This is a genomic window from Streptomyces qaidamensis, from assembly GCF_001611795.1.
GTDB classification, from domain to species: domain Bacteria; phylum Actinomycetota; class Actinomycetes; order Streptomycetales; family Streptomycetaceae; genus Streptomyces; species Streptomyces qaidamensis.
On record NZ_CP015098.1, the window covers coordinates 8457900 to 8483628 of the forward strand.

Here is a 25729-nt window from a genome sequence, read left to right on the forward strand (position 1 = left end):
GCGACAGGAACGCGAAAGAAGCCGACGTCAGGAGTGGTTGTACTGGCCTCGTCTTTGTCAGTGGCGGCCCTGGGCGCAGGGCCGCCACTGGTTCCAGCCGTGGAAGCTGGGGGTCGACCAGGAGGTGCGGGAAGAGATCCCGGTCGCTGCGGCACAGCCCGACGACCCGCCTGCCGGAAACGCCCCGCTCACTTCGCCCTGTCCTCAAGGCGTGTGCGGAGAGTGGTGGCGAAGTCCTCGGCACGGGAGAGCTGGACGCGGAGCTTGTCGATCTGCTCGATGGCGGTCTGCTCGTAGCCGCGGATGCGCTCCAGAAGGGCTTCGCGCTCGTCGGCGTCGAGGCCGGTGTCGGCGTCGAGGCGGTCGGTGGCGTCCAGGAGGTCGCGCATCTGGTCGAGGGTGAAGCCGAGGGGCTTCATGCGCCGGATGACCATGAGCCGCTGCACGTCGGTCTCGGTGTAGAGGCGGAAGCCGCCCTGGGAGCGCGCGGAGGGGACGACCAGACGGGTCTCCTCGTAGTGGCGGATCGTACGCAAGGAGAGCTCGGTCCGTGCGGCGACCTCACCGATCTGCATGTGCTTGCCGTCCACGCCGGTGATCCCCTGGCCTCTCTAGCTGCTGTCAGCGGGACCGGGTGGGCGCCGCCGATCACTACTCTAACGTTAGGGTAGAGTTCTTGGTGGTGAGGGTGGCGTGCCGCTGCCCCGCCGTTGCCGTGTCGGGGCCGATGGTGCCCCCGGCGAAGTTCGGATTGTTGCAGGGGAGAAGCGTGCGCCAGCCCATGACGCCCGGCGCCGCCGTCTGCCCGCCGTGACATTTCGACCTCGGATGTGAGCCCGGCCGCGCCCTCGTGTCAGGTCCCCGCTCCCTCCTTCGACTTCCGGCCCGCGGCTTCGCGGGGCCGTCCGTGGGGTGCCGGCCCGGCCACCTCGCGTTCTTCCCGCACGCCTCGGCCTGCCGAACGGCGCGTGCCCGAGCACGACAGGTTCCGTCTCCCTTGTCTTCTGCCGCTTCTGCTGTGTCCCCGGCCGCGCGTCTGCGCGGCCTGAAGCCCGACTGGCTGAATGATCCGAAGGTCTGGCGCACCGAGGTGCTGGCCGGCCTGGTCGTCGCCCTGGCCCTGATTCCCGAGGCGATCTCGTTCTCGATCATCGCCGGTGTCGACCCCGCGATCGGGCTGTTCGCCTCCTTCACCATGGCCGTGACCATTGCGATCGTCGGCGGCCGGCGCGCGATGATCTCCGCGGCCACCGGTGCCGTCGCCCTGGTCATCGCGCCACTGAACCGGGAGCACGGCCTCGGCCACCTGATCGCCGCCGTCATCCTCGCCGGCGTCTTCCAGGTGATCCTCGGCGCGCTCGGTGTCGCCAAGCTGATGCGGTTCATCCCCCGCTCGGTGATGGTCGGCTTCGTCAACTCCCTGGCCATCCTGATCTTCATGGCCCAGGTCCCCGAGATGACGAACGTTCCCTGGCCGGTGTATCCGCTGATCATCGGCGGCCTGGCGCTGATGGTCCTCTTCCCGAAGATCACCACCGTCGTACCCGCCCCGCTCGTCTCGATCGTGATCCTGACCGTGATCACCGTCGGCGCGGCCATCGCGGTCCCGACCGTCGGCGACAGGGGCGCCCTGCCGTCCTCCCTGCCCGTGCCAGGCCTTCCGGACGTGCCCTTCACTCTGGACACGCTCACGACGATCGCGCCGTACGCGTTCGCGACGGCGCTGGTCGGCCTGATGGAGTCGCTGATGACGGCCAAGCTGGTCGACGACATCACCGACACCCACTCGAACAAGACCCGCGAGTCGGTCGGCCAGGGCATCGCCAACATCGTCACCGGCTTCTTCGGCGGCATGGGCGGCTGCGCCATGATCGGCCAGACGATGATCAACGTGAAGGTCTCCGGCGCCCGCACCCGGCTGTCCACGTTCCTCGCCGGCGCGTTCCTGATGGTGCTGTGCATCGTCTTCGGCCCCGTGGTCTCCGACATCCCCATGGCCGCTCTGGTCGCCGTCATGGTCATGGTGTCGTTCGCGACCTTCGACTGGCACTCCATCGCCCCGAAGACCCTCAAGAGGATGCCCGCCGGGGAGATCACCGTCATGGCGATCACCGTCGCGGTCGTCGTGGCCACGCACAACCTGGCCATCGGTGTCGTGGCCGGTTCCGTCACCGCCATGGTCGTCTTCGCCAAGCGTGTAGCCCACCTCGCCGAGGTCACCGCCGTCACCGACCCCGACCTCACCACCGTCGTCTACCGGGTCACCGGCGAGCTGTTCTTCGCCTCCTCCAACGACCTCGTCGGCCAGTTCAACTACGCAGGCGACCCGAAGAACGTCATCATCGACCTGTCCGCCGCACACATCTGGGACGCCTCCTCCGTCGCCGCCCTCGACGCCATCGAAAACAAGTACGCCCAGCGCGGCAAGACCGTCGAGATCACCGGTCTCAACACCCCCAGCGCCCAGCTCCACGGCAAGCTCACCGGCGAACTCAGCGCAGGCCACTGACGACGTCGGATGCACCGCGGGGGACCCCCGACACCGGGCTGGGGGCATGGCGGCCCGCCCCGCGTACCCCGGAAGCTGAATCCGGCCCCGAGAGAGGGGAGCGCTGTCAGCGACTCCGCGCCCGGCGGGTAGAACGTCACCGCGCACACCGGGCAGGTCAGTCGCAGGGCGAGGGCCGCGGGCACGTGCTCGACGCTGTCCACCGCCACGCGCGGTGCCTGCGCCATGCGTCGGCGGGTGTACGTGGACAGCGCCTCGATGTAGCGCCGTGAGCCCTCGGCGTACAGCACCCCCATCGCCAGTGACGACTTCCCGGACGAACAGCCGAGGAAGATGCAGAGCTTCACCTGCTCGGGGTCGTCGCGCGGTCCGACGCCTACGAACGGCACGACGCGCCCACTACACCCTCACTCCCGCGCCCGACATCGAGCCTGCCGCCACCTCCGCGTTCGACATCGAGCCTGCCGCCCACCAGCGGCGCACCTGGGCCCGCGACATCACCCGCCAGGGCGCCACCACGCTCACCGCCCCCCGACATCTGGCCGCCGCCCACGAGTTCACCGCCGTCCCCGGCATCGTCACCGGGAGGAAGACCGACGACTCAGCGGCCCCCAGCCGCAGCCGATCAAGCCGGACCGTCGGTGTGCTTCTCCCGGATCTGCTGGGCGACGTCGCGCAGTTTGATGTTGTGGTGCTGGGAGATGTTGCGCAGCACGCTGAAGGCGTCCTCGTCGCTCATCCCGTGGCGTTCCATGAGCATGCCCATGGCCTCGCCGATGGCGTGCCGGGTCTCCAGGGCGTGTTCGAGCTGGTCGATCGTGCGCGCGTCCGCGAGGGCGACCGCGGCGTGCGAGGCCAGCAGCCAGCCGGCGGTCGCGATGTCCTCGGTGAAGGCCCCCGGGCGGCGGGCGTACAGGTTCAGCGCGCCGAAGTCCTCCTCGTGGGTGTAGAGCAGGACCCCGGTCATGCTGCCGATACCCAGTCCGCGCGCGGCCTCGGCGTACCGCGGCCAGTCCGGCTGGGGCAGGGTCATGTCCGCGACCCGGAACACGCGCTCCTGGTCCGCGCGACGGGCGAGATCGAAGCACGGCCCCTCGCCCAGTTCGCCCTGGAGACGGTCGGATTCCTCGACCATGTCCCCGTAGGAGGACAGTGTCACGGCGCGGCCCTTGCGCACCGCGAGGATCCCGGCCGCGTCGCAGCCGTCCACCAGCTTCACGGCCGACGCCGCGATCTCGTCCAGCGTCTGCTGCACGGAGTCCTGCTTCAGCAGGGTCCGCGCGAGCAGGGCCATTTCCTCGGCGAACTTCTGCCACTCCATCGCCACCACCCGGGTCGATCACCAGTCCGGCCACCCTACGCACAGCCTGATCCCTCCGGGGCGAAGGCGCCAGGACCGGTGAGCCGGAAGGTGAAAGGGGAGTACACGTGTGTTTCCGACGCCCCGGTCCCATAACCTCGTGCTGGAGATATCAGAGGCCAGGTGTGTCCACCGGTGAGGAGGCGAGGGTGCTCGGCAGAGGTACGAGTGCGCGGTTGCTGGTGGGCGCCGTACTGGCGGTCTGCATGGTGCTCGTCGGTCCCAGCGCACCGAACGGTGGCCTCTTCGCCGGGCCGCGGCATGCCGCAGCCGCCGGGGACGTCGTATCGAACCGGGTCATGACGTGGAACATCTGCAACCCCTGCGAGGTGAGCGACGTCGACCGGGCCGCGGACATCGCCGCGTACGCGCCCCAGGTCATCGGCCTGCAAGAGGCGTGCGTGCGTGATGTGGAGAGGATCCGGGAGTATCTGGAGAACCTCCACGGGCTGGCCTACCACGTCGAGTACGGGTCCGTGCTGCGCAAATGGGGCCGCTGCGGGGGAGCGCCGTGGAGTCCGGGGGCCTTCGGCCAGGCGATCCTCTCGGCCGCACCGATGACGGACCCCGTCAACGTCGAGTATCCGGACGGTGGATCCGAGGACCGCGGGTACATGGCCGTCACCACCACCGTGGCCGGACAGCCCGTCCGGGTCTTCAACACGCATCTCGCGCAACGGCGTCAGGAGGCGGTCCGGGCAGAGCAGACGCGCGTCCTCGCAGCGGAGGCCGCCCGGCACGATCGCGCGATCCTCCTCGGCGACTTCAACGCCGTGCCGGATGCCCCGGAGCTCGCTCGGATCTGGGCGCTGGCCACGGACGCGGACCCGCAGTGCCGGCCGTCGCCCACCGGCACCTGCCTGCCGACCACCGACTGGCAGAGCAAGTTCGACTACGTGTTCCTGCGCGGCTTCGTCCCGCTCAGGCATCGCGTGCAACCGACGCCGTCCTCGGACCACCACCTGCTGCACACCGATGTGAAACCGACCTGAGCAGGCGTCCTCGCCGGCTCTGCCCGATGCCCGGTAACCACAGGTCAGCGGCTCGCATCCGGTGATCACGGACCCCGCGCAAGGACCCGGTGCCGCTCCGTGACGTGGAATCTCGCGTCGTATGGGCATACGGGGAGGGCAGGTAACCAGGGCATGCCGGCGACAGGGACGCCGGCCCGATCAGCAGGGAGGCCGCGATGACGGGGCCGGAGCACACGGAGGCCGTTCACGGGCTGTCCGTGCCGACAGCGTCCGTCGTGCTGGCCGGGACCCTGGAAGCCATCGGCGCGGGCGCCTACGTCGTGGACGAGCAGGGCTGCATCATCGCCGCGAACACTCGCGCCGAGCAGCTCCTGGGCCGGTCCGCCGACGACCTGCTCGGGCATGACGCGCACGATCTGCTGCACCGCGGCCGGGACGGGCAACCCCTGCCGAGAACCCAGTGCGCCATGCGGCTGGCCTTCCACGCCGGGCGCACGGCCCAGGCCGACGAGGACTGGTTCGTCTGCGGCGACGGCACCCTGCTGCGGATCTCCTGGCTGATCACGCCGTACGACGTAGGTGGCCGGCACGCCGGCACGCTCGTCGTCTTCCACACACCCCACCACCCGCAGGCCACGGAGCCGCGGCCGGAACCGGTGGCGCAGCCCCTGTCGGAGCTGCACCGGCTGGCGCTGCTGGCCGAGACCACCGCGCAGCTGACGTCCACACTCGATGTCGACGAGGCGCTGCGCAGGCTGGTCACCCTGGTCCTGCCCCGCCTCGCGGACTGGGCGGTCGTCGACCTGATCACCGAGCGCGACGAGGTGTGGCGCGCCGTCGTGGTCCACTCCGACGGTGACACGATCACGCATCACGAGGATCTGCAGGGACCGATGCCGCCGATCCCGGAGGAGTCCCCGATGCCCCTGTCGAGGGCCCTGCGCGGGGTCGCCTCCAACCTGGCCGGTCCGCTGACCTACCAGGGGCCGCCGGACTCCGGCATCGCGGTCGAGCAGCGCCGTCTCTTCGACGTCACGGGGATGCACTCGGCGGCCATCGCGCCCATCCGCAGCACCCGCGCGGTCCTGGGAGCGCTGACCCTGGGCCGCGACGAGAACCAGGCGCCCTTCACGCCCGTCGATCTCCCCCTCATCGAGGACATCGCACGCCGGGCCGGCCTCGCCGTGGACAACGCCCGCCTCTACCAGCGCCAGCGCAAGGTCGCCGAGACCATGCAGAACCATCTGCTGCCGCAGATGCCGGGCGTCTCGGGCCTGCAGATGACCGTCCGCTACCTGCCGGCACCGGACGCCTCACAGGTCGGCGGAGACTGGTACGACGCCTTCCCCCTGTCGGACGCGTCCACCGCCCTCGCCATCGGGGACGTCGTCGGCCACGATCTGGAGGCGGCGGCCGGCATGGCGCAGGTCCGCAACATGCTCCGCGCCTACGCCTGGTCCCAGCACGAACCCCCCAGCCGCATCGTCGAACGGCTCGACGAGGCGATCCAGCACATCACCGACGTCACCATGGCCACGACGATCTTCGCCCGGGTGGAGCCGGCCGAAGACGGCCACTGGCAACTGTCCTGGACCAACGCCGGCCACCCGCCGCCGCTGCTGATCAGCCACGACGGCCTGGCCCGCTACCTCACCGAAGGCCACGGCATACTCCTGGGCACCCAGACCGGCACCCGCCGCCCGGACGCCACCGCGCAGTTGCCGCCCGGCTCCACCCTGGTGCTGTACACGGACGGCCTCATCGAAGCGCCCCGCCACACCATCGACGAGGGACTCGACCGACTGCGTCAGCACGCCGCCGCCCTCGCGCACCGCCCCCTCGCCTCGTTCACCGACCAGCTCCTGCGCCGCGTCCGCCCCTCCGGCAACGACGACGACGTCGCCCTCCTGGCCCTGCGCGTCCCCGAGCGCTGACCCGGAACCGGCGAGACGCGGGCGCCGGGCCTCATCCGCCCGGGGTGCTCGGCGCCGCGCTGCCCACGCCGTCGCGGTGCTCGCGCACCGCGATCCGGGCCAGCTTCGTCAGCATCATGCCGTTGCGGATCGAGACGACGTAGTCCGCCGGGAGGCCGTGCATCCGGATGCCGGGACCCCGCAGCGGATGCCGGTCGAGGACGAAGAGGGTGTTCTCGCCCGCGAACGGGACCGCCGGGCGCGGGACATCCCCTCGACCCTGAGGGGCCGCGCGGCTCCGGCACCCGCAGGCAACGCAAGGCGGCCCGGACCGCCGCGGAAATCGATGGTGAAGGGCGACGGGCCGCGCTCATACTGACGCGGTGGATCCAGTGACTCTTGAGACCGGGCGTCTGGTGCTGAGGCCCTTCGGGCCGGGCGACGCGGACGCGGTGTACAACGCCTGCCAGGACGAGGACATCCAGTTCTACACACCGGTTCCCGTGCCCTTCGGACGCCAGGACGCCGAGAAGCGGGTCTGCGAGGAGTGGCCCCAGGGCTGGGCCGGCGACGACAACTACATCCTCGGAGCGTTCCGCAAGGACACCTCGGCCCTCGTCGGCTCGTACTGCCTCACCAGGGTGAGCCTGGGCGTCTACGAACTCGGCTACTGGGCGGTCAAGGAGCAGCGGGGCCGGGGCTACACGGTCGAGGCCGCGCGGGCGCTCTGCGACTGGGGGTGGGCCACGCTCGACGTCCACCGCATCGAGTGGTGGGCCATGACCGGGAACACCGGCTCGCGTGCCGTCGCCGAGCGGCTGGGGTTCACCGTCGAAGGGACGCTGCGCAACCGCGGCATCGCCAACGACGGCAAGCCTCACGACTGGTGGGTCGGCGGACTGGTGAGGCCCTGACGTCGAGCGTGGAGGGGGCCCGGCGGGGCGCGGTGCGAGTGGGCCTGCTCATGGCGTGCGTTCCGGGCGTCCCGTGGGCTGCTCTCGCCCTGGGGGTGGCCCTGGTGGAGTTCCTCCGGGGGAGGGGACACCGAGCTCGCCGCCCGCGACGTGCGCTACGGCGTGCTGCTCACCGGGGGAAGCCTGCTCGCCGGTGCCCTGATGGGCCTGATCCTCGCCGGGGGACTGGCCACCGCGGCGCGTGTCATCACCCGTCCGTGGGGGCTCACCCTCACGGGAGCGCTGCTCGGCGCGCTCGTCTTCCCCGCCGAGCTCGCGGTCGTCGCGATCGGCACGGACGGGGCCGTCGCCCAGCTCGGCACGACCTTCCTCGCATGGCCGTTCATGACGGCGGTGGCGGCCGCGCACAGCACGGACGTCGTCGGCCGCACCCGCAGGCGCACCTGGCTGTGGGCGTCGGGACCGGCACCGGGGGAGAGGCCGTCGCCGGTTGCCGGCAGCGACTGAACGCCGTCACCGCCGCTCGTAGGATGGCGCGCGTGATGGTGGGGACCGAACAGACCCGGCTGGTCCTGCTGCGGGGCAACAGTGCGGCGGGGAAGTCGTCCGTGGCGGCCGGGGTGCGTGAGCGCTTCGGCCGTGGGCTGGCACTGGTCGGGCAGGACAACCTGCGCCGCGTCGTGCTGCGGGAGAGGGACCGGCCCGGCGCCGCGAACATCGGCCTGATCGACCTGACGGCCCGATACGCCCTCGATGCCGGGTACCACGTCGTGGTCGAAGGGCTCCTGTACGCCGACCGCTACGGGGAGATGCTCGCCCGGCTGCGGGCCGACCACCGGGGGCCGACCCACTCGTACTACCTGCACGTGCCCTTCGAGCAGACCCTCCTGCGCCACGCCACCAAGCCGATCGCGAACGAGTTCGGTGAGGCCGAGCTGCGTGACTGGTACCGGGAGCTGGACCTGCTGCCCGGTGGCGTCGAGACCGTCATCGGCCCCGACAGCACGCTGCGGGAGTCCGTCGACCGCATCATGCTCGACACCGGTCTGGCAGGACTGCCCGCGCTCGACCTGTGATCCGGCGCTCCGCCGTCGTGCGGCCCGGAGGGGGCTCACCCGTCCGTACGCGCCGGAGAGGGCGTGAACCGCGCGCCGCGGTGAGGATGGACGGTGCCGGGCGCCCGCGTCGGCAGCTCGGTGCTGCCCGATGCGACGCGCGGTTGTCGCTGCCCGTACGCGCGAGGGAGAGGTATGACCGAGACCGACGAGGCCGGGGCCTTCTCCGCCGGGACCGAATGGCCCTCGGCGCACCGCGATCCGAGTACCGGCATGGTCGACCTCCGGCGCGTCGGGGCGAACCCCGACCATTGGTACCCGGTCGCACTGTCGAAGAACGTGCGCAGCAAGCGGACGTTCGCGACGGCGTTCGCCGGCGAGCGCATCGCGCTCTACCGCGGGGAGAGCGGCACCGTGTACGCGCTGGAGGACCGGTGCGCACACCGTCAGGTGCCGCTCAGCATGGGCGTCGTGGAGGGCGAGGCGCTGCGCTGCTGCTACCACGCGTGGGCCTATCGCGGCGACGGCCGCATCTCGCAGATCCCGTACCTCTCCAAAGGTGACGGCAGGCCGCCGCGCGGCGTGCGCGGCTACCCCGTCCGCGAGGCGTACGGGCTGGTGTTCGCCTTCCCCGGCGACCCGGACAAGGCGGCCGTCACCCCGCTGCCCGATCTGCCGGCCTTCGGATCACCGCGGTACAAGGCGATGACCTACTCCCGGACCGTGCGCTGCCACTACTCGTTCATGCACGAGAACCTCCTCGACATGAACCACCAGTTCCTCCACCGGGGCGTGGTGGGCAGACTCCGTCCCGAACTGCTCGGCTCCCGGACCGACGAGCGGTCGGTGGAGGCCAGGTACCTGTTCAGCCACGCCGGGGGCAAACGGAACCGCGGGGCCGGCCTGCTGGCCGCCGAGGGCATCGGCGGCAGCGACTCCCGCGACGTCATGACGATCCGCACCGAGTACCCGTACCAGACCCTCGACCTGGTCCCGGAGAACGCCGAGCGGCCGGCCTTCCGGCTCTGGGCCGCCTATGTGCCCGAGGACGCCGAGCAGCGCAGATGTCACACCTTCGGCCTGCTCATGATCGAGAAGCCGCGGGTTCCCGGTGCTCTGCAGCTGGCCTGGCCGCTCATCAGGCGCTTCACCGAGCGGGTGTTCGCCGAGGACCGGATGGCCGTCGAGGCCGAGCAGCGGGCCTGGGACGAGCAGGGCGAGGACCGCAATCGCGAGGTGTTCCCCCTGATCCTGGACGTCCGGGAGGTGCTGCGCACCAACGGCGTCCCGATCCGCCCCCGGGCCGCCGCGTGCGGCGCCGCCTCGATGTGCGACGGCCACGACCGCGGACCTGCTCCCGGGGCGGACGCCGGCGCCCCTTGAGATTTCCGCGTCCGCCGACGCGGACGGTCGCCGGGGCTGCCGTCACGCCGGGCACCGCCGGCGCGGCGGCGCTCACGGACGGGGGTCGGTGCGGTGCCACCGTGGGCGGGCGTCGGGGCCGCGGCGGCCCGCCACCGAGGCACAGCGCGGGCACTGGCGCCGCACCCGGTCCGCGGCGCCGCCGGACTCGGGGAAGGTGTCCGGCCATGCGACGTGCGGGAAGCGGACCAGCCGGGAACGGCTGAGGGACAGGCCGCAGACCGTTTCGTTGCGGCCCGGCTCCCAGGCGTGCACCTCACCGGAGGGCAGCCGGCGCCGCCCCTCCTCCTCGTCGGTCCACTGCCCGGACGCCGCGACGGCGTACCGCTTGCCACGCGCCACGGTGGCTCAGCCGGCCGCGTGGTCGACGTGCAGCCGCACCTGCTCCTCCAGCCGCCGCAGGCTGGTGTCCAGGGCGTCGGTGACGGCCTGCTCGCCCGGGTCGTGGCCGTCGTCGAAGAACGACAGGTGCACGGTCACCTCACTGGCCCCGCCGTCGAGCCCGGCGACCTGGAGCCAGCCCGCGTACGCGCCCTGGTCACGGGTGCCCCATTCGAGCCGCATCTGGTCGGGCCGGGCTCGGAACAGGGCGGACGTGTCCTCGTCGGTGCGGTCCTCGTGCACGGTGACGGCCGGCAGCCGCCCGGCCTCCACGTGCAGGGCCTCCGGCAGCCAGCTGTCCAGCCGGCCGACGTTCGCGGCCTCGTCGAAGACGTGCTCGGGCTGTGCGGGCATCGTGCGGGAACGTTCGTACTCGGTCATCGCCTCACCGGCCTCGCCTCGGGGGTCGTAGCGCGCACCGCGTTCCCGGTCTGCCCGTGCCCAACCACGAAAGGCCCCGTCCGCGCGGTCGCGGACGGGGCCCCGCACACCGGTCAGAACTTGGGCTGCGGCGACTGCGCCCGGACCAGTTCCCGCGCCTCCGCCTCCGTCTCCACGGACGGCGGGGAACCGGCCAGCGGCTGGTTGGCGGTCTCGCGCATGCACAGCACGGCGATGACGCCGATGACCGCGGCGCCGGTGGCGTAGTACGCCGGCATGAGCGTCGAGTCGAAGGTACTGATCAGAGCGGTGATCACCAGCGGTGTCGTACCGCCGAAGACCGAGGTGGCCAGGTTGTAGGCCACCGAGAGCGAGCCGTAGCGCACCTGCGTGGGGAATATCGCCGGGAGCGCCGCCGACATCGTGCCGAGCATCGGCAGCAGGGAGAGCCCCATCAACAGCAGGCCCAGGGTGATGAGGACGACGTCGCCCTGCCTGATGAGCCAGAACGACGGCAGGGAGAGGAACAGGAACCCGAGCATCCCCGTCATCAGCAGCGGCTTGCGCCCGAAGCGGTCCGAGAGCCGCCCGACCTGGTTGATGAGGCACATCTGCAGCACCATCACCACGACCAGGATCAGCAGGCCGTGGCTGGTGCCGTAGCCCAGCTCGTCGGACAGGTACGTCGGCATGTACGACAGCAGCATGTAGTCGGTGATGTTGTACGCCGCGACCAGCGCGAGGCACAGCAGCAGCGGCCGCCAGTACCGGGTGAAGATCTTGCCGAGGTCGGCGGCGGCCGAGGTCTCCACGGCGTCGGCGGCCTCGCTCGCCCTCGCCTGGCCGCCCTCCAGCTTCTGGAAGGCGGGCGTCTCGTCCAGCTTGAGCCGCAGGTAGAGCCCGATGAAGCCGAGCGGGGCCGCGACCAGGAACGGCACGCGCCAGCCCCACGACAGCATCTGGTCGTCGCTGAGGAGGGTCTGCAGGAGGACGACGAGGCCGGAGGCCCCGACGTAGCCGGCCAGTGTGCCGAGCTCCAGGAAGCTTCCGAAGAAGCCGCGCCGCTTGTCGGGCGCGTACTCGGCGATGAACGTCGAGGCGCCCCCGTACTCCCCGCCGGTCGAGAAGCCCTGCACCATCCGGAAGAAGATCAGCAGGGCCGGGGCCCACAGACCGATCGCGGCGTGCGAGGGGACCAGGCCGATGGCGAAGGTCCCCACCGCCATCATGATCATGGTGAGGGAGAGGATGCGCTTGCGCCCGACCTTGTCCCCGAGCGGTCCGAAGACCATGCCGCCCAGGGGGCGCACCAGGAAGGCCACGGCGAACGTCGCGAAGGACCCGAGCAGCTGGGCGGTGTCGTTGCCGGAGGGGAAGAAGACCCTCCCGATGGTCGACGCCAGATAGCTGTAGATGCCGAAGTCGTACCACTCCATGGCGTTGCCGAGGGCGGCGGCCTTGGTGGCGCGCTTGACCGCCGCGTCGTCGGTCACCGTGATGTCGCTGCGGCGCAGCTTCGGGTGACGGCGTTTCTCGATCGCCCGGAACAGCACCCGGTGTCGTCTCACAGCCGCGGGGTCCACCGACTCGTCGTTGTCGGTCGCAGCCATCACGTGGTTCCTTTCGCCGGTCGCAACTCCAAGCACAACGCCTGCACAGATCTCGTGCGCTCAAACGAGCCCCTTCGCGCGGCGTCCGGCCGACCACGGAACGTGATGTGCGGGTGCTCGGTGTGAGAGGCGGGTCGCCGCACCGTCCGGGAGGATCTGCGGGACGGGTGTGTGCCCGTGCCCCGGCGGGGGAACTTGATTCGCCGGTGCGTGCCTGGTGAGAGGAGCCCAAGTGACAGCGTCGGCGGCGGGCGGCCGTAACCGGGGCGGGACACAGGACGGGTACGAGCCGGACCCGAAGCGGTGGCGGGCCCTGTGGGTCACGCTGGTGGCCGGCTTCATGAGCCTGCTGGACGTGTCGATCGTGGCGGTCGCCCTGCCCACCATCCAGCAGGAGCTGCACGCCTCCGCGGCCGAGGTGCAGTGGGTGGTGTCCGGCTACGCCCTCTCCTTCGGCCTGGCCCTCGTCACCGCCGGCCGGCTCGGCGACGCGCTGGACCGGCGCCGTATCTTCCTCGTCGCCCTCAGCGGCTTCGTGCTGTTCAGCGCGGCCTGCGGAGCGGCGCCGAACATCACGCTGCTGGTGGTGGCCCGGCTCGCCCAGGGCCTGGCGGCCGGCTTCATGGCCCCGCAGAACTCCGCGCTCATCCAGCAGATGTTCCGGGGCTCCGAACGCGGCCGCGCCTTCGGCTTCTTCGGCGCCACCGTGGGCATCTCCTCCGGGGTCGGCCCCCTGGCCGGCGGCCTGATCCTCGCGCTGGCCGACGGCGCCCAGGGGTGGCGGTGGATCTTCTACGTCAACGTCCCCATCGGCATCCTCGCGGTTCTCCTCGGACGCCGCCTGCTGCCCCGCACCCGGCGCTCCGGCCGGGGGTACGTCGACCTGCCCGGCGTCGTGCTTCTCGGTCTCGGTGTCCTCGCCCTCATGTATCCGCTGGTGCAGGCGGAGACCGGTGGCCTCGTCCGGCTGTGGTGGATGTTCCCGGCCGGCGCCGGGCTGCTGTTCGTCTTCACCCGCCGGCAGCGCCGCCTGGTGGAGCGCGGTACCCAGCCGCTGCTCGACCCGCGCCTGTTCACCACCGTGCGCGGGTACGCGGTCGGCGCGGGCGTCGGCACGCTCTACTTCATCGGCTTCAGCGGCGTCTGGCTGGTCTTCGCCCTCTTCTACCAGCACGGTCTCGGCTTCTCCCCGCTCGAATCCGGCCTCGCCGTGACGCCCTTCGCCCTCGGCTCGGCGTTCGCGGCCGCCGTCTCCGGGCGGCTGGTGGACCGGCTCGGCCGGCTGCTCACCGTGGGGGGGCTCACGGGCGTGATCCTGGGCCTCGGCGGCGCCGCGCTGCTGCTGCGCTTCGCGCCCCTCGACATCGCGCCCTGGATCGCCGCCCCGGTCCTGTTCCTCGGCGGCGTCGGCGGCGGGTGCGTGATCTCCCCCAACATCACCATGACGCTGCGGGACGTGCCCGTGCACATGGCGGGAGCGGCGGGCGGCGCCCTGCAGACCGGGCAGCGGCTCGGCGCAGCGGTGGGCACCGCCGCCCTGCCCGGCCTCTACTACCTGGTGCTGGGCAGCAGGAGCGACGACTACCGCGGTGCCCTCTTCCTCGCGATGGTCGCCGGGCTCGTCGGCATGGCCGCGTCGCTGGCCCTGGCGGCGTACGACTGGCGGCGCGACCGGCGGACCGGGGAGCAGCACCGCGCCTGCCCGGACGACGTCGCCCACAGCCCCGTGCACGCCCGGCAGACCTGAGCGTCATTCCCTCACGAGGGTTGCGGCCGGGGCTCCAGCGGGGCGGGCGCGTCGTCGTCCAGGTCGCCGCGCAGCGCGCCGAGGGTGAAGGCCGTCATGGACGTCAGGATCAGCAGCGCGAGCGGCCCCCAGATCGCCGGAAGGGCCCAGAACGGCCACTCGTTGGCCGCCTGCGCCCACAGCGTCAGGATCGCCGTGCCGCCCAGCGCCACGCCGTGCCACCGCACCATCTTCGCCGCGGTCGCGTGCCGTGGCCGCCCGCGCGCGAAGAGGGGCCACAGCCCGCCCGCGAGGGCCGCCAGGCCGAACGAGGTGCAGGCCAGCGCACCGCCCAGACGGTCCTCTGGCCATCCCACCGGCCCTTCGGACGTCTGCTGCCGCCGGCCCTCGGCGTCCCGTACCTCGACGACCCGACCGTGCCAGATCACACCGACGACCCTCTCGCCCGGCTGCATCTCGGACATCACGGGCTCGGTGCGCAGGAACGTCACCTCCCACGGCTCGCCCGACGCCGGCACCAGCTCCGCCTCCGGGGACTCGCCCCGCTCACCGCGGTTCATGGCGGCGCGCCGCACGGTGAACTCCTGCTCCCACACGCACCCCGACGCCTCGACGGGAACCGCGGAGCAGGCCGGTGCGCCCCGGTACTCCCGCTCCCGCTCCAGCGCCCCACGGATCTGGAAGGCGGACGCCACCCCGATGCCGAGCGCCACGACCGCGAGCAGCACCCACATCACGGACCGCATGACTCCGTGCCCCGACGACCCCACCGTGTCTCATCCCCCTCCGCGCACGGAAACCCGCAGAGCATTGGACCACGCCTCAGGTGCCGGTGTGGACCCGCCGGCCGTCGACGAAGGTCTCCAGGACCCGGGTGGCGGCGATCTCCTCGGGCGGACCCGCGAACGGGTCGCGGTCGAGGACGACGAGGTCGGCCGCCTTCCCGACGGTGATGCTGCCGGTGGTGGCGTCGAGATGGTTCACGTAGGCGCTGCCCGCCGTGTAGGCGGCGATGGCGGTGCCCAGGTCGATGCGCTGCTCCGGGAAGAAGGCCGGGGTGCCCTCGGGAGCCTCGGGGGAGAGGCGGTTGACGGCGACGTGGATGGCCTGGAGCGGGTCGGGGCTGCTGACGGGCCAGTCGCTCCCGGCGGCGAGGGTCGCACCGGCGCGCAGGAGATCCCCGAACGGGTACTGCCACGCGCCGCGTTGCGCCCCCAGGAAGGGCAGGGTCAGTTCGTCCATCTGCGGTTCGTGGGCGGCCCACAGCATCTGCAGGTTGGCGCTCGCGCCCAGCGCGCGGAAACGGGACAGGTCGTCGGGGTGGACGACCTGGAGGTGCGCCAGGTGGTGCCGCGTGTCGCGGCGGCCGCCCGCGGCCCGGGCGGACTCCACGGCGTCGAGCGCCTCTCGCACCGCGCGGTCACCGAGCGCGTGGAAGTGCACCTGGAAGCCGTGCGCGTCCAGTTCGGTGACGTACTTCCGCAGCTCGCCCGGCTCGACGAAGCTGATGCCGCTGTTGTCCGAGGTGCAGCCGCAGCCGGTCAGGTAGGGGGACAGCATGGCGGCGGTGTGGTTCTCGGCGATGCCGTCCTGCATGATCTTCACGGTCCCGGCGCGGAACCGGTCCCGGCTCAGCTCCTCCCTCCTGGCGACGAGTTCGGCGATCTGCTCGGCGCCGCGCTCACGGTCCCACCACAGGGCGCCGACGACCCGCGCGGTGAGCAGACCCCGGTCCAGCGCCGTCAGATAGGACGGGGCCGGGTCGGTCAGGTTGGCGTACGTGCCGACGATGGCGTCCTGCCAGGCGGTGACGCCGTGGGAGTGCAGCACGGCCTGGGCGCGCAGCAGACCGGCGAGCTGCTCCTCCGGCGTGGGGTGCGGCACCAGCTTGCCGACCAGGTGGACCGCGCCCTCCTGGAGCGTTCCGGTGGGGTTGCCCGCGGCGTCGCGCTCGATCCGGCCGTCGACGGGATCGGGGGTCCGGGCGTCGATGCCCGCACGCTCCAGCGCCCGGCTGTTGACCCAGGCGCCGTGGTGGTCGCGGTTGGGCAGGAAGACGGGGCGGTCCGGGACGATCGCGTCGAGGGCGGCGGCCGTGGGGGAGCCGCCGGGGAACGCCTCCAGGGACCAGCCACCCCCGGTGATCCACTCGACGTCCGGGTGCTCCTTCGCGTACGCCCCGATCCTGCGCAGGTACTCGCCCGCGTCGACGGTGTCGCCGAGGTGGCACTGGCCGAGTTCGAGGCCCGCGCCCATCGGATGGACATGGGCGTCCTGGAAGCCCGGCAGCAGCAGCTTCCCGGCCAGGTCGACGACCTCGGTGCGCGGCCCGGTCAGCTCGCGCACCTCGTCGTGGCCGACGGCGAGGATCCGCCCGCCGCGCACGGCCACCGAGGTGGCGCGGCTGCGGGCCGGGTCGACGGTGTGCACCGGACCGCCGGTCAGGACGAGGTCCGCGGGTCCCTGGGCAGGGGAGTGTGACATCGGGGTGAACTCCAAGGAGGGTCAGACCGCCGTGCGGTCCATCGGCAGGGTGAGGGCTTCGGCGTCGGTGCCGCGCCCGGTGGTGAAGTAGGACGAGCGCCGGACGTACTTGGCCACGGCGGCCATGACGAGACCGGCGAGCACGATCACGGCGGGCAGCGAGAACATGAACCAGCCGTTGTCCGGGCTCAGTTCGAAGTGATCGCTCATCGTCAGGTACGAGTATCCGAGGTAGCCGCCCAGGCCCAGCATCACCAGCCCGGACAGGGCGGGCACGGCGACGGCGAGCAGTGCCTCGCGCATCCCCTCGTGCCGCGCGGCGCGGAAGCGCACGGCGCAGGCGATCGCGGTCAGGCCGTAGTAGAGGGCCACGATCAGGCCGATGGCGTTGACGGCGGCCAGCAGCATGTCGCTCAGCTTGGGGATCGCGAAGGCGCCCACGGCGATCACGGCGGCGACGGACATCAAAACGACCGTCCCGGCGGCCGGAGTGCCGTAGCGCGGGTGGACCCGGGTCCACAGCGGGCCCATGGTGCGGTCGCGGCCCATGGCGAGCAGGCCGCGCGCCGTGGGGATCAGGGTGGCCTGCACCGAGGCGACGGCGGAGAACATCAGGGCGAGCAGGGGCAGGGTGGCCCAGGGTTCGGCGGCCAGCTTCTCCCCGAGGTGGCCGAGGGCCTGCGGGCCGTTGCGGACGAGTTCGGCCAGGCTCATCTCCCGCTGGAAGGCCACCGACGCGAAGAGGAACAGGCCGAGCATCGCGAACAGGGCGATGAGTCCGCCCCGCGCCGAGTCGCCCGGGTCCTTCGTCTCCTCGGTGACGCTGAACGCCGCGTCCCAGCCCCAGAAGAAGAACACCGCGAGGACCATGCCCTGGGCGAAGGCGGTGCCGCTGGAGATCTCGAACGGGTTGAACCAGGACAGGGAGACCGCGTGGTCGCCGGTGACCAGGGCCCAGCCGCAGAAGCCGAGCAGCACCGCGTACTCGAAGACCAGCAACCCGAACTGGAACCGGGTCGCGCCCCGGACACCGGTGACCGCCAGGGCGGTGAGGGCGAGCAGGATCACCAGCCCGACCCCCGTGCAGACGCCGGTGGACGTCGGGTCGAGGGCGATGCCGGCCAGGCTGCGCAGACCGGCCTTGTTGGCGAAGGCCAGCACGACCGAGCCCATGATGGCGCTGGTGTAGGCGCAGAAGACGACCGAGCCGACCAGCGTCACCCAGCCGGTCAGGAAGCCGGGCCAGGGCCCGAGGGATCTGCCGACCCAGGTGTAGCCGTTGCCGCAGTTGGGTTCGGAGCGGTTGAGACGGGCGTAGGCGAGGGCGATGCCCAGCACCGGCAGGAACGCCAGCAGCAGGAGCGCCGGGGCCTGCAGGCCCACGATGGTGGCGATCGTGCCCATGCCGATGGCGATGCTGGTGGTGGCCGCGGTGCTGGACGCGGCGATGGCGACGCCGTCGACGACGCCGAGGGAACGGCGCAGCGCGGGGCGTGGCGAGGGCGGTGCGGAGGACATGAAGGGCTCCTCGGGGGGAGGGGTGGGAAGAGCCGCGCGGGACTGTGATGGAACAGCCGGTGTCCACATTGGGTCAACCCTGTTGACGTAAGGCGAACGGGGCCGTTCACTGCGTCACGTGAGGAACCGTCCGTGCGCGAGGCGCCGCCGGTGCGCGGAGCCGTCCGTGTGCGAGGAGAGGAGTCCGGGTCATGACCACCCGTGTCCCGCAGGAACGACGGCGTCGCCGGCCGACCCGTTCGGGGGTCCTGCTGTCGGAGGACCTGATCGTGGAGACCGCGTTGCGGCTCATCGGCGAGCACGGGCCCGAGGCGCTGAGCGTGCGCCGCCTCGGCGCGGCCCTGGGCTGCGACCCGACCGCCCTCTACCGCTACTTCCACGACACCGACGACCTGGTGCTCGCCATCGCCGACCGGATCATCGGCGACGCGATGGTCGGCTTCACGGCCGGGGACGACTGGGTGGCCTCATTGCGCGAGATGGCCCTCAGGGTCCGTGCGGGCTACCTCGCCCATCCCCGCGCGGCGGCCATGGCGGCCCACCGAGTGACCCGGCGCCCGAACGAGATCCGCGCCGTGGAGACGGGCATCGGCCTGCTGCTCACCGCGGGCTTCCCGCCGGCCGACGCCGCCCGGCTCTACCTGGCCTTCATCGACACCGTGCTCAGCCACGCCGCCACGGAGGCCGCGTTCCACGCCCTCCCACCGCAGCAGCGCGAGGCCGACCACCGGTCCTGGCGGGACGTCTACCAGGGCCTGGATCCGGCGACGTACCCGTCCCTGACCATGGTCCGCCGGGAGCTGCCCGCGATGGCGGACAGCTCCTTCGAACCGGCCGTGGACCTCCTGCTGGAGGCTCTGGCGGCCCGGGCGCGGGCCCTCAAGCGGAGGTGAGCGCCTGCGCTACAGCACCTCGGCCCGACCGGGGGTGTCGTCCAGGAAGCCACCCGACTGGTGCTGCCACAGCTTCGCGTAAGCACCGCCGTTCGCGAGCAGCTCCTGGTGGGTGCCCTGCTCGATGATCCGGCCGCGGTCGAGGACGACGAGCTGGTCCATGCCGGCGACCGTGCTCAGCCGGTGCGCCACCACCAGCGCGGTCCGCCCGTCCATGAGCCGCCACAGCGCCTCCTGGACGAGCAGTTCGCTCTCGGAGTCCAGGGCGCTGGTCGCCTCGTCGAGCAGCAGGATCGGCGCGTCCCGCAGGATCGCCCGGGCAAGGGCGACCCGCTGGCGCTGCCCGCCGGACAGCTTGACGCCCCGCTCGCCGACCATGGTGTCGAAGCCGTCCGGCAGCGCGTCGGCGAACTCGGTGACATGGGCCGCCTCGGCCGCCCGGCGGATCTCGGCGTCGGTGGCGTCCGGCCGGGCGAAGGCGATGTTGTCCCGCAGCGTGCGGTGGAACATCGCCGGGTCCTGCGGCACGTACGCGATCCGGCCGCGCAGGTCGGCCTGGCGCACCCGGCTGATGTCCTGGCCGCCGACCAGGATGCGGCCGCTGTCGATGTCGGTCATCCGCAGCAGCAGCCGGGTGAGCGAGGTCTTGCCGCCGCCGGACCGGCCCACGAGACCGATCTTCGCCCCGCTCGGCACGGCCAGGTCGAGCCCCTCGAAGAGCGGCCGGCCGCCCCGGTGCGCGAAGGTCACCTTCTCGAAGCGGACGTCGGCCGACGGGGCCCGCAGCGGCTCCGGTGCCGGAGGGTCGAGCACCGTCGGCGGGGTCAGGAGCAGTTCGGTGAACTGCGCGGCCTCCGTCATCGAGCTCTCCAGTCGGCGGTATATCTGGTTGAACTCGAACATGATCCGGGTCGCGTTGTTGTAGTAGGCGAAGGCCACCACGATGGCCTCCACGCCGTGCGCGCCGCCGCCCAGCGTCACCGCGAGCAGCAGGCCCATCGCGTTGGTGAGGACGGACATCGGCGCGACCAGCGTGTCGATGCGCAGGTTGCCGTAGTCCCACGACCGCATGGTGAGCCGTCGGGACACGGCGACCCGGGACCGGTGTTCGGCGGCCTCGCGCTCCTCCGCGGCGAACGCCCGCACGGTGTCCATGTTCATCAGGCTGTCGGCGACATGGCCCGACACCCGCGCGATCGCCTCCTCACGCCGGTCGACGAGCGCCTGCCGGCGCCGGATGAGCGGCACGACCAGCACCGCCGTCAGGGCGATCATCACCAGGAGACCGACGACGAGCAGCGGTTCGTAACGCCACAGCACCACCGCGCCGAACACCAGTGGCACGAAGCTCCCTACGATCTGGAACGTCAGTGTGTCGACGAACTGCTCGAACCGGGAGGCGAAGCTGAGGACCCGCTTGGTCAGCGAGCCGGCGAAGTTGTCGTGGAAGAACGTGGCGTCCTTGGCGAACAGTTCGTCCATGCCGATCACGTAGAGGTGCTCGATGCCCAGGGCTTCGAGACGGGTGAGGCAGTGCAGGGCGACGCGCCACAGTGCCTCCGCGGTCAGCAGGACACCGGCGAAGGCGAGCACGTACGGCAGTGTCGAGCCCGCCGTGACGTCCTCGTTCCCGGCGATGTCGCCGACGAGCTTGGCGACGATCAGCGGCGCCACGTAGTTGATTCCGATGTTGCCCAGCGCCGAGAGCAGCATCGCGGGAGCCGACCACCGGCGGAGCCGGGACAACTCCCGTCCGTAGTGGCGAAGTGCGAGAAGCACCGAGCGCCTGCCCGGTAAAACCCTGTGTGTTTCCGGCGTTTCCATCCCACCCCTGTGTCGTCCTGTGGCCGCCCGCCGCGCCGCGCGTGCGGGCAGGGGCCATCACCGCAACGGATGCGTGAGGTTTCGGGTCGAGTCCGGAAGTGTCCCGCGATACCGACCGCCGAGTCCAAGCGTTTTCCGGCCGGGCGGTGGTGTGCGGGGAGCGCTCGGGGGCACGGCGGGCGGGCCGGGGGAGCGGTCGCCGCCCCCGGGGCGTTCCGTGCGGTTCAGGACGCGGCGCTGGAGCCCGGGCGGAGCGTGAAGACGTGGTCGAGACCGACGAGGGTGAGGACGCGCATGAGGTTCGCCGGTACGGCGGCCAGGACGACGTCGGCCCCGGCGGCCAGCGCGTGCTGGCGGGCGGCGAGGAGCGCGGTGATGCCCGAGGAGTCGCAGAACCCCAGGCCGGACAGGTCGAGGACCAGGCACTGCCCCGGTGACAGGGAGAGCTGGTCGAGCCTGCCCCGCAGGACGGGGGCCTGGTCGTAGTCCAGGTCGCCGGCCACGTGCAGAACGGCGCCGGCCGCGGTGTCGTGCTGTCTGACGGTGAGCGGGTTCATGAGGTGTGACTCGTTACGGGGCCTGGGGAGGAAGGGGCGGTGGGAACGCCGAGCGCGAGCAGCGCGGTGTCGTCGTCCAGACCGTCGCCGAAGCTCTCCAGCAGCCCGGTCAGGGCGGTGATCACCTCGTGCGGCGCGCCCGGCGCGTGGTCGGTGGCGAAGGTGTGCAGGGCGTCCTCGCCGTACAGGTCGTCCCGGCCGGGGCCGGTGCGGGCCTCGGTGAGGCCGTCGGTGTAGAGCACGACCGTGTCGCCGGGGTCGAGGACGGTCTCGGCCGTGCCGATCGGCGCGCCGGGGACGACGCCGATGAGCAGGCCGCCCGGGGTGGGCAGGTACTCGGCGCGGCCGTCGGACCTCAGGACGAGCGCCGGCGGGTGGCCGCCGGAGGCGAGGCGCACCACCGTCCGCCCGTGCTCGCCGCCCGGCTCGATGATCCCGAAGATGCAGGTGCAGTACCGGGGGTTGCCGTCGCCGGTGTACCGCTCGTGCAGGACGGCGTTCAGCGTGGCCAGGGCGGACGCCGGGTCCGGGTCGTGGTGGGCCGCGGCACGCAGGGTGTAGCGGGTCAGCGAGGTGAGGGAGGCGGCCTCGGGGCCCTTGCCGCACACGTCGCCGAGGAAGAACGCCCACCGGTCGCCGGTGACCGGGAACAGGTCGTAGAAGTCGCCGCCGAGCTGGTCCGGCGAGGCCGTGTGGTAGTGCACGGCCGTCTCCAGGCCCGGCACCGCGGGCAGCGAGTCGGGCACGAGGGAACGCTGCAGCACGGCGAGCGCGTCGGCCAGCCTGGCCCGGTCCGCCTCGGCCTGCCGCCGGGCCTCGTCCGCCTCGGCGCGGGCCCGCTCGGCCTCCTCGCGGCGGCGCAGGAGCTCCTGCTCGTAGGCGCGGCGGTCCGAGGCGTCGAAGACGGTGATCCGGATCAGCAGCGGCTCGCCCTCGCTACCGCGCTTGAGCACCGCGGAGACCAGCACCGGCAGCCGGCCACCGTCCCGGCGCCGCATCTCCAGGGCGATGCCCCGCAGCTCGCCCTGCATGCGCAGCAGCGGAGCGAAGTGCGTCTCGTGGTACAGCTTCCCGCCCACGGTGAGCAGGTCCGCGAAGCGCTTGCGGCCCGCGACGGCCTCACGGTCCAGGCCCAGCCACTCCAGCAGCGTGGTGTTGATCTTGGCGATGGTGCCGTCCATCATCGTGGACAGGTAACCGCAGGGCGCGGACTCGTACAGGTCCTCCGCGCTGTCCTCCAGCAGCGCGGTGAACGCCGCGTCCGTGCTCGCCTCGCCGCCTGTTCCGGCGGGCTCCGGGACGCCGCCCGTACGGCACATCACTTCAGGTACTCCAGGAAATCGAGGATCGCCCCGGTGGTGGCCTCCGGCGCGCTGAGCTGCGGGCAGTGCCCGGTGGCGTCGAGCGTGACGAGGCGGGAGCCGGGGATCGCCCCGTGCACATGGGCGCCGACCTCGCGGGGCGCGATGGCGTCCTGCTCGCACTCCAGCACGAGGGTCGGCACGGACACGCCCTTGAGGTCCTCCCGGCTGTCGGTGAGGAACGTCGTACGGGCGAAGACCCGGGCGATGTCGGGGTCGGTGGCGCAGAAGCTGTTGGTCAGCTCCTGCCCGAGTTCCGGACGCTCCGGGTTGCCCATGATCACCGGGGCCATGGCGGACGACCAGCCCAGGTAATTGGCCTCCAGGGAGGCGAGCAGTTCGTCGATGTCCTCGGTGCTGAAGCCGCCGCGGTAGCCCTCGTCGTCGATGTAGCAGGGCGAGGGCGTCACCATCACGAGCGCCCCGATCCGCTCCGGCGCCGCCTGCGCCGCCAGCACCCCGACCATGGCACTCACCGAGTGCCCCACGAACACCGCCTTCCGCAGGTCCAGCTCCTCGCAGACGTCGACGACGTCAGCGGCGTAGCCCTGGAGCGAGGAGTAGCGCTCCTCGCTCCACGCGGAGAGGTCCGAGCCGCCGGAGCCGACGTAGTCGAACAGCACCACTCGGTAGCGCTTGGCAAGCGCCGGTACCACCAGCCGCCACATGTTCTGGTCACAGCCGAACCCGTGCGCCAGGAGCAGCACCGGCGCGCCTTCGGGGCCGGTGACGTTGACGTTGTTCCTGCGGCGGATGTCCATGCGGACCATGCTCCCACCTCGGACGGAGTCCTTCGACGGGGGCCCGGAGGCAGCCTCTTCGCGACCGCGGAGTCAGCCCAGGTACAGCGGCACCCTGGCGGCCGCCTCGCCGAGCCCGGCCTGCTCCGCCTCGGTCGGCGACCGCCGCCCGGTGCCGACGAGCAGCGCGTCCACGTCGTGGAAGGACGTCGGGAACGGGCTCCCCGCGATCCGCTCCAGCATCTCCCGGGAACGGGCGAGCCCCTCCGCGGGCGGCTGCTGCGCGGTCGGGAGATGGGCTATCAGGTCGAGGTGGTGCAGCGTCCACTCCATGACGTACGTGTCGAGGAAGTCGCCCACGGTGAGAATCTCGTCGCGGGTGCCGACCCGGCCGGCCGGATCGGCGAGCAGGGCCGCGCGCCCGGCGGCGGAGCCGACGTCGTCCAGATGGAACTTCAACAGGTGCGGATCCTCGTACGCGGCGGCCAGCCGGACGGTCAGCGCGTCGAGCGGGTCGTCCCCCGTGGGCGGAGTGTCGGAGATGTTCCAGTAGGTCAGCGCGTCACGGGTCGGTTCCCGGTCGGACGGGGTGGCCAGCGTGATCAGGACGTCCTGGGCGTCGACGATCAGATGGCACACCAGGTCCCGCACCAGCCAGCCCGTACATCCCGAGGGCCGCCCGAAGTCCTCGTCGGACAGGTCGTCAACCGCCGCGCGCAGTGCGTCCCATGAACGTGTGAAGCGATCCACCTCGGCACCGTAGTGCGGTGCGGCGAGCGTGGACAAGCGCATTTGCGGGCACCTGAAGGGTTACCGGGACCGTTGACGCGTGCGTATCCGGTGGGTCACGTCGAGTGATCCGGTCATTGCGGCGGCGTATCACATGGCTTGCGATCCAAGAGGTGGTGAGCATGACCCTCCTGCACACTCCCGGAGTACCGCCCGCGAGCGGCGAGGGCGCGGAGCAGCTCGTGTCGCCGGTCCGTTCGCACACCGAGTGGGATCCGCTGGAGGAGATCATCGTCGGGCGCCTGGAGGGCGCGACGATCCCCTCCGACCATGCGGTGGTGACCTGCAACGTGCCGCCGTGGGCGGGGCGGTTGCAGGGGCTCGCGTCCGGCCTCCGGTATCCGCGGCTGCTCGTCGAGCAGGCGCAGCAGGAGATCGACGCCTTCGTCGCCCTGCTGGAGTCCCTCGGCGTCACGGTCCGGCGGCCGGAGGCGGTCGACCACCGGCGCCGCTTCGGCACCCCCGACTGGACCTCGCGCGGCTTCTGCAACACCTGCCCGCGCGACAGCATGCTCGTGATCGGCGACGAGATCATCGAGACGCCGATGGCGTGGCCCTGCCGGTACTTCGAGACGCACTCCTACCGACCGGTCCTCAAGGACTACTTCCGGCGCGGCGCGCGCTGGACGGCGGCCCCCAGGCCGCAGCTCACCGACGAGCTGTTCGATCCGGACTTTCGCGTTCCGGGGCCGGGCGAGCCCATGCGGTACATCCTCACCGAGTTCGAGCCCGTCTTCGACGCGGCGGACTTCGTCCGGGCGGGACGGGACCTGTTCGTCACCCGCAGCAACGTCACCAACGCGATGGGTATCGACTGGCTGCGCCGCCACCTCGGCCCGGAGTACCGCATCCACGAGATCGAGAGCCGCTGCCGCACGCCCATGCACATCGACACGACGTTCGTCCTGCTCGCGCCCGGCAAGGTGCTGATCAACCCCGAGTACATCGACGCCGACCGCCTGCCGGACGTCCTCGGCTCCTGGGACGTCCTGGTCGCTCCCGAGCCCGACCCGATCGACGAGCGGCTGCTCAAGATCACGTCGATGTGCGGCAAGTGGCTCAGCATGAACGTGCTCATGCTGGACGAGAAGCAGGTGATAGCGGAGCGGCACCACACGGGGATGCTGCGCGCGCTGGAGAAGTGGGGCTTCGAGCCGATCCCGTGCGACCTGCTGCACTACGCCCCCTTCGGCGGCTCGTTCCACTGCGCGACCCTGGACGTCCGGCGCCGCGGCTCGCTCCAGTCCTACTTCGACTGACCGAGCCGTCCCGACGGCCGCAGGCGAGGGGGACCGGA

General features: G+C 71.8%; 24 protein-coding genes. 10 read left to right on the forward strand and 14 right to left on the reverse strand.

Annotation, left to right across the window (positions count from 1 at the left end; genetic code table 11):
• Positions 1–188 precede the first annotated feature (188 nt).
• Positions 189–590, reverse strand: coding sequence for a MerR family transcriptional regulator (locus A4E84_RS37025; RefSeq protein WP_174569487.1), 402 nt, complete (start codon positions 588–590; stop codon positions 189–191).
• A gap of 428 nt (positions 591–1018) precedes the next feature.
• Between A4E84_RS37025 and A4E84_RS37030 the strand changes: the two genes are divergently transcribed.
• The gene (locus tag A4E84_RS37030; protein WP_062930729.1) at positions 1019–2509 is read left to right on the forward strand and encodes a SulP family inorganic anion transporter; all 1491 of its coding nucleotides are present in this window, start codon (positions 1019–1021) and stop codon (positions 2507–2509) included.
• Between the two features lie 625 nt (positions 2510–3134).
• Here the strand turns inward: A4E84_RS37030 and A4E84_RS37035 are convergent.
• Positions 3135–3830, reverse strand: coding sequence for a GAF and ANTAR domain-containing protein (locus A4E84_RS37035; RefSeq protein WP_062930730.1), 696 nt, complete (start codon positions 3828–3830; stop codon positions 3135–3137).
• A gap of 245 nt (positions 3831–4075) precedes the next feature.
• Between A4E84_RS37035 and A4E84_RS37040 the strand changes: the two genes are divergently transcribed.
• Both A4E84_RS37040 and A4E84_RS37045 read left to right on the forward strand, forming a co-directional pair.
• A complete protein-coding gene (locus A4E84_RS37040) occupies positions 4076–4861 on the forward strand; it encodes an endonuclease/exonuclease/phosphatase family protein (RefSeq protein WP_062931786.1) in 786 nt (261 codons plus the stop codon).
• Positions 4862–5058: 197 nt separating this feature from the next.
• Positions 5059–6777 (forward strand): SpoIIE family protein phosphatase, encoded by a 1719-nt coding sequence (locus A4E84_RS37045; protein WP_062930731.1) that lies wholly within the window; start codon positions 5059–5061, stop codon positions 6775–6777.
• A gap of 31 nt (positions 6778–6808) precedes the next feature.
• Here A4E84_RS37045 and A4E84_RS37050 read toward each other — a convergent pair whose 3' ends face one another.
• A complete protein-coding gene (locus A4E84_RS37050; protein WP_418082246.1) occupies positions 6809–6940 on the reverse strand; it encodes a hypothetical protein in 132 nt (43 codons plus the stop codon).
• 199 nt (positions 6941–7139) lie between these two features.
• On the opposite strand from A4E84_RS37050, the gene A4E84_RS37055 reads away from it, so the two are divergent.
• The 4 genes from A4E84_RS37055 (at position 7140) to A4E84_RS37070 (ending at position 10108) form a co-directional block, all read left to right on the forward strand.
• On the forward strand, positions 7140–7670 hold the full coding sequence (locus A4E84_RS37055; protein WP_062930732.1) for a GNAT family N-acetyltransferase: 531 nt from the start codon (positions 7140–7142) through the stop codon (positions 7668–7670).
• Between the two features lie 150 nt (positions 7671–7820).
• The gene (locus A4E84_RS37060) at positions 7821–8177 is read left to right on the forward strand and encodes a hypothetical protein (RefSeq protein WP_062930733.1); all 357 of its coding nucleotides are present in this window, start codon (positions 7821–7823) and stop codon (positions 8175–8177) included.
• A 23-nt stretch (positions 8178–8200) separates the two neighbouring features.
• Positions 8201–8746 carry a P-loop NTPase family protein gene (locus A4E84_RS37065; protein WP_062930734.1) on the forward strand — a complete coding sequence of 182 codons (546 nt, stop codon included), beginning with the start codon at positions 8201–8203 and terminating at the stop codon, positions 8744–8746.
• A 174-nt stretch (positions 8747–8920) separates the two neighbouring features.
• A complete protein-coding gene (locus A4E84_RS37070; protein WP_062930735.1) occupies positions 8921–10108 on the forward strand; it encodes an aromatic ring-hydroxylating oxygenase subunit alpha in 1188 nt (395 codons plus the stop codon).
• A gap of 72 nt (positions 10109–10180) precedes the next feature.
• Here A4E84_RS37070 and A4E84_RS37075 read toward each other — a convergent pair whose 3' ends face one another.
• The 3 genes from A4E84_RS37075 to proP form a co-directional block, all read right to left on the reverse strand.
• Positions 10181–10489: a hypothetical protein gene (locus A4E84_RS37075; RefSeq protein WP_062930736.1), complete on the reverse strand. Its 309-nt coding sequence runs from the start codon at positions 10487–10489 to the stop codon at positions 10181–10183.
• A gap of 6 nt (positions 10490–10495) precedes the next feature.
• On the reverse strand, positions 10496–10909 hold the full coding sequence (locus A4E84_RS37080) for an SRPBCC family protein (protein ID WP_062930737.1): 414 nt from the start codon (positions 10907–10909) through the stop codon (positions 10496–10498).
• A 113-nt stretch (positions 10910–11022) separates the two neighbouring features.
• Positions 11023–12519 carry a glycine betaine/L-proline transporter ProP gene (gene proP / locus A4E84_RS37085; RefSeq protein WP_062930738.1) on the reverse strand — a complete coding sequence of 499 codons (1497 nt, stop codon included), beginning with the start codon at positions 12517–12519 and terminating at the stop codon, positions 11023–11025.
• 232 nt (positions 12520–12751) lie between these two features.
• On the opposite strand from proP, the gene A4E84_RS37090 reads away from it, so the two are divergent.
• Positions 12752–14266 (forward strand): MFS transporter, encoded by a 1515-nt coding sequence (locus A4E84_RS37090; protein ID WP_107308435.1) that lies wholly within the window; start codon positions 12752–12754, stop codon positions 14264–14266.
• Between the two features lie 11 nt (positions 14267–14277).
• Here A4E84_RS37090 and A4E84_RS37095 read toward each other — a convergent pair whose 3' ends face one another.
• From A4E84_RS37095 to A4E84_RS37105, 3 genes are all read right to left on the reverse strand, one after another.
• On the reverse strand, positions 14278–15012 hold the full coding sequence (locus tag A4E84_RS37095; RefSeq protein WP_237305071.1) for a hypothetical protein: 735 nt from the start codon (positions 15010–15012) through the stop codon (positions 14278–14280).
• Positions 15013–15088: 76 nt separating this feature from the next.
• Entirely contained in the window at positions 15089–16750 is a 1662-nt protein-coding gene (locus A4E84_RS37100) for an amidohydrolase (protein WP_062931789.1), read from the reverse strand.
• A 21-nt stretch (positions 16751–16771) separates the two neighbouring features.
• Positions 16772–18268 (reverse strand): APC family permease, encoded by a 1497-nt coding sequence (locus tag A4E84_RS37105; protein WP_062930739.1) that lies wholly within the window; start codon positions 18266–18268, stop codon positions 16772–16774.
• Positions 18269–18459: 191 nt separating this feature from the next.
• Here A4E84_RS37105 and A4E84_RS37110 point away from each other — a divergent pair, with 191 nt between their 5' ends.
• Positions 18460–19161, forward strand: a complete 702-nt coding sequence (locus A4E84_RS37110) for a TetR/AcrR family transcriptional regulator (protein WP_062930740.1) — start codon at positions 18460–18462, stop codon at positions 19159–19161.
• A 9-nt stretch (positions 19162–19170) separates the two neighbouring features.
• On the opposite strand, the gene A4E84_RS37115 is transcribed toward A4E84_RS37110, so the two are convergent.
• From A4E84_RS37115 to A4E84_RS37135, 5 genes are all read right to left on the reverse strand, one after another.
• The gene (locus A4E84_RS37115; RefSeq protein ID WP_167455428.1) at positions 19171–20985 is read right to left on the reverse strand and encodes an ABC transporter ATP-binding protein; all 1815 of its coding nucleotides are present in this window, start codon (positions 20983–20985) and stop codon (positions 19171–19173) included.
• 224 nt (positions 20986–21209) lie between these two features.
• A complete protein-coding gene (locus A4E84_RS37120; RefSeq protein WP_062930742.1) occupies positions 21210–21542 on the reverse strand; it encodes an STAS domain-containing protein in 333 nt (110 codons plus the stop codon).
• Positions 21539–22861 (reverse strand): PP2C family protein-serine/threonine phosphatase, encoded by a 1323-nt coding sequence (locus tag A4E84_RS37125; protein ID WP_062930743.1) that lies wholly within the window; start codon positions 22859–22861, stop codon positions 21539–21541. The genes A4E84_RS37120 and A4E84_RS37125 overlap by 4 nt, the downstream gene beginning before the upstream one ends.
• Positions 22861–23664, reverse strand: a complete 804-nt coding sequence (locus A4E84_RS37130; RefSeq protein WP_062931790.1) for an alpha/beta fold hydrolase — start codon at positions 23662–23664, stop codon at positions 22861–22863. Before A4E84_RS37130 ends, A4E84_RS37125 begins: the two co-directional genes overlap by 1 nt.
• 72 nt (positions 23665–23736) lie before the next feature.
• Positions 23737–24393, reverse strand: coding sequence for a maleylpyruvate isomerase N-terminal domain-containing protein (locus tag A4E84_RS37135; protein WP_062931791.1), 657 nt, complete (start codon positions 24391–24393; stop codon positions 23737–23739).
• A 161-nt stretch (positions 24394–24554) separates the two neighbouring features.
• Between A4E84_RS37135 and A4E84_RS37140 the strand changes: the two genes are divergently transcribed.
• Entirely contained in the window at positions 24555–25691 is a 1137-nt protein-coding gene (locus tag A4E84_RS37140) for an amidinotransferase (protein WP_062930744.1), read from the forward strand.
• Positions 25692–25729 lie beyond the last annotated feature (38 nt).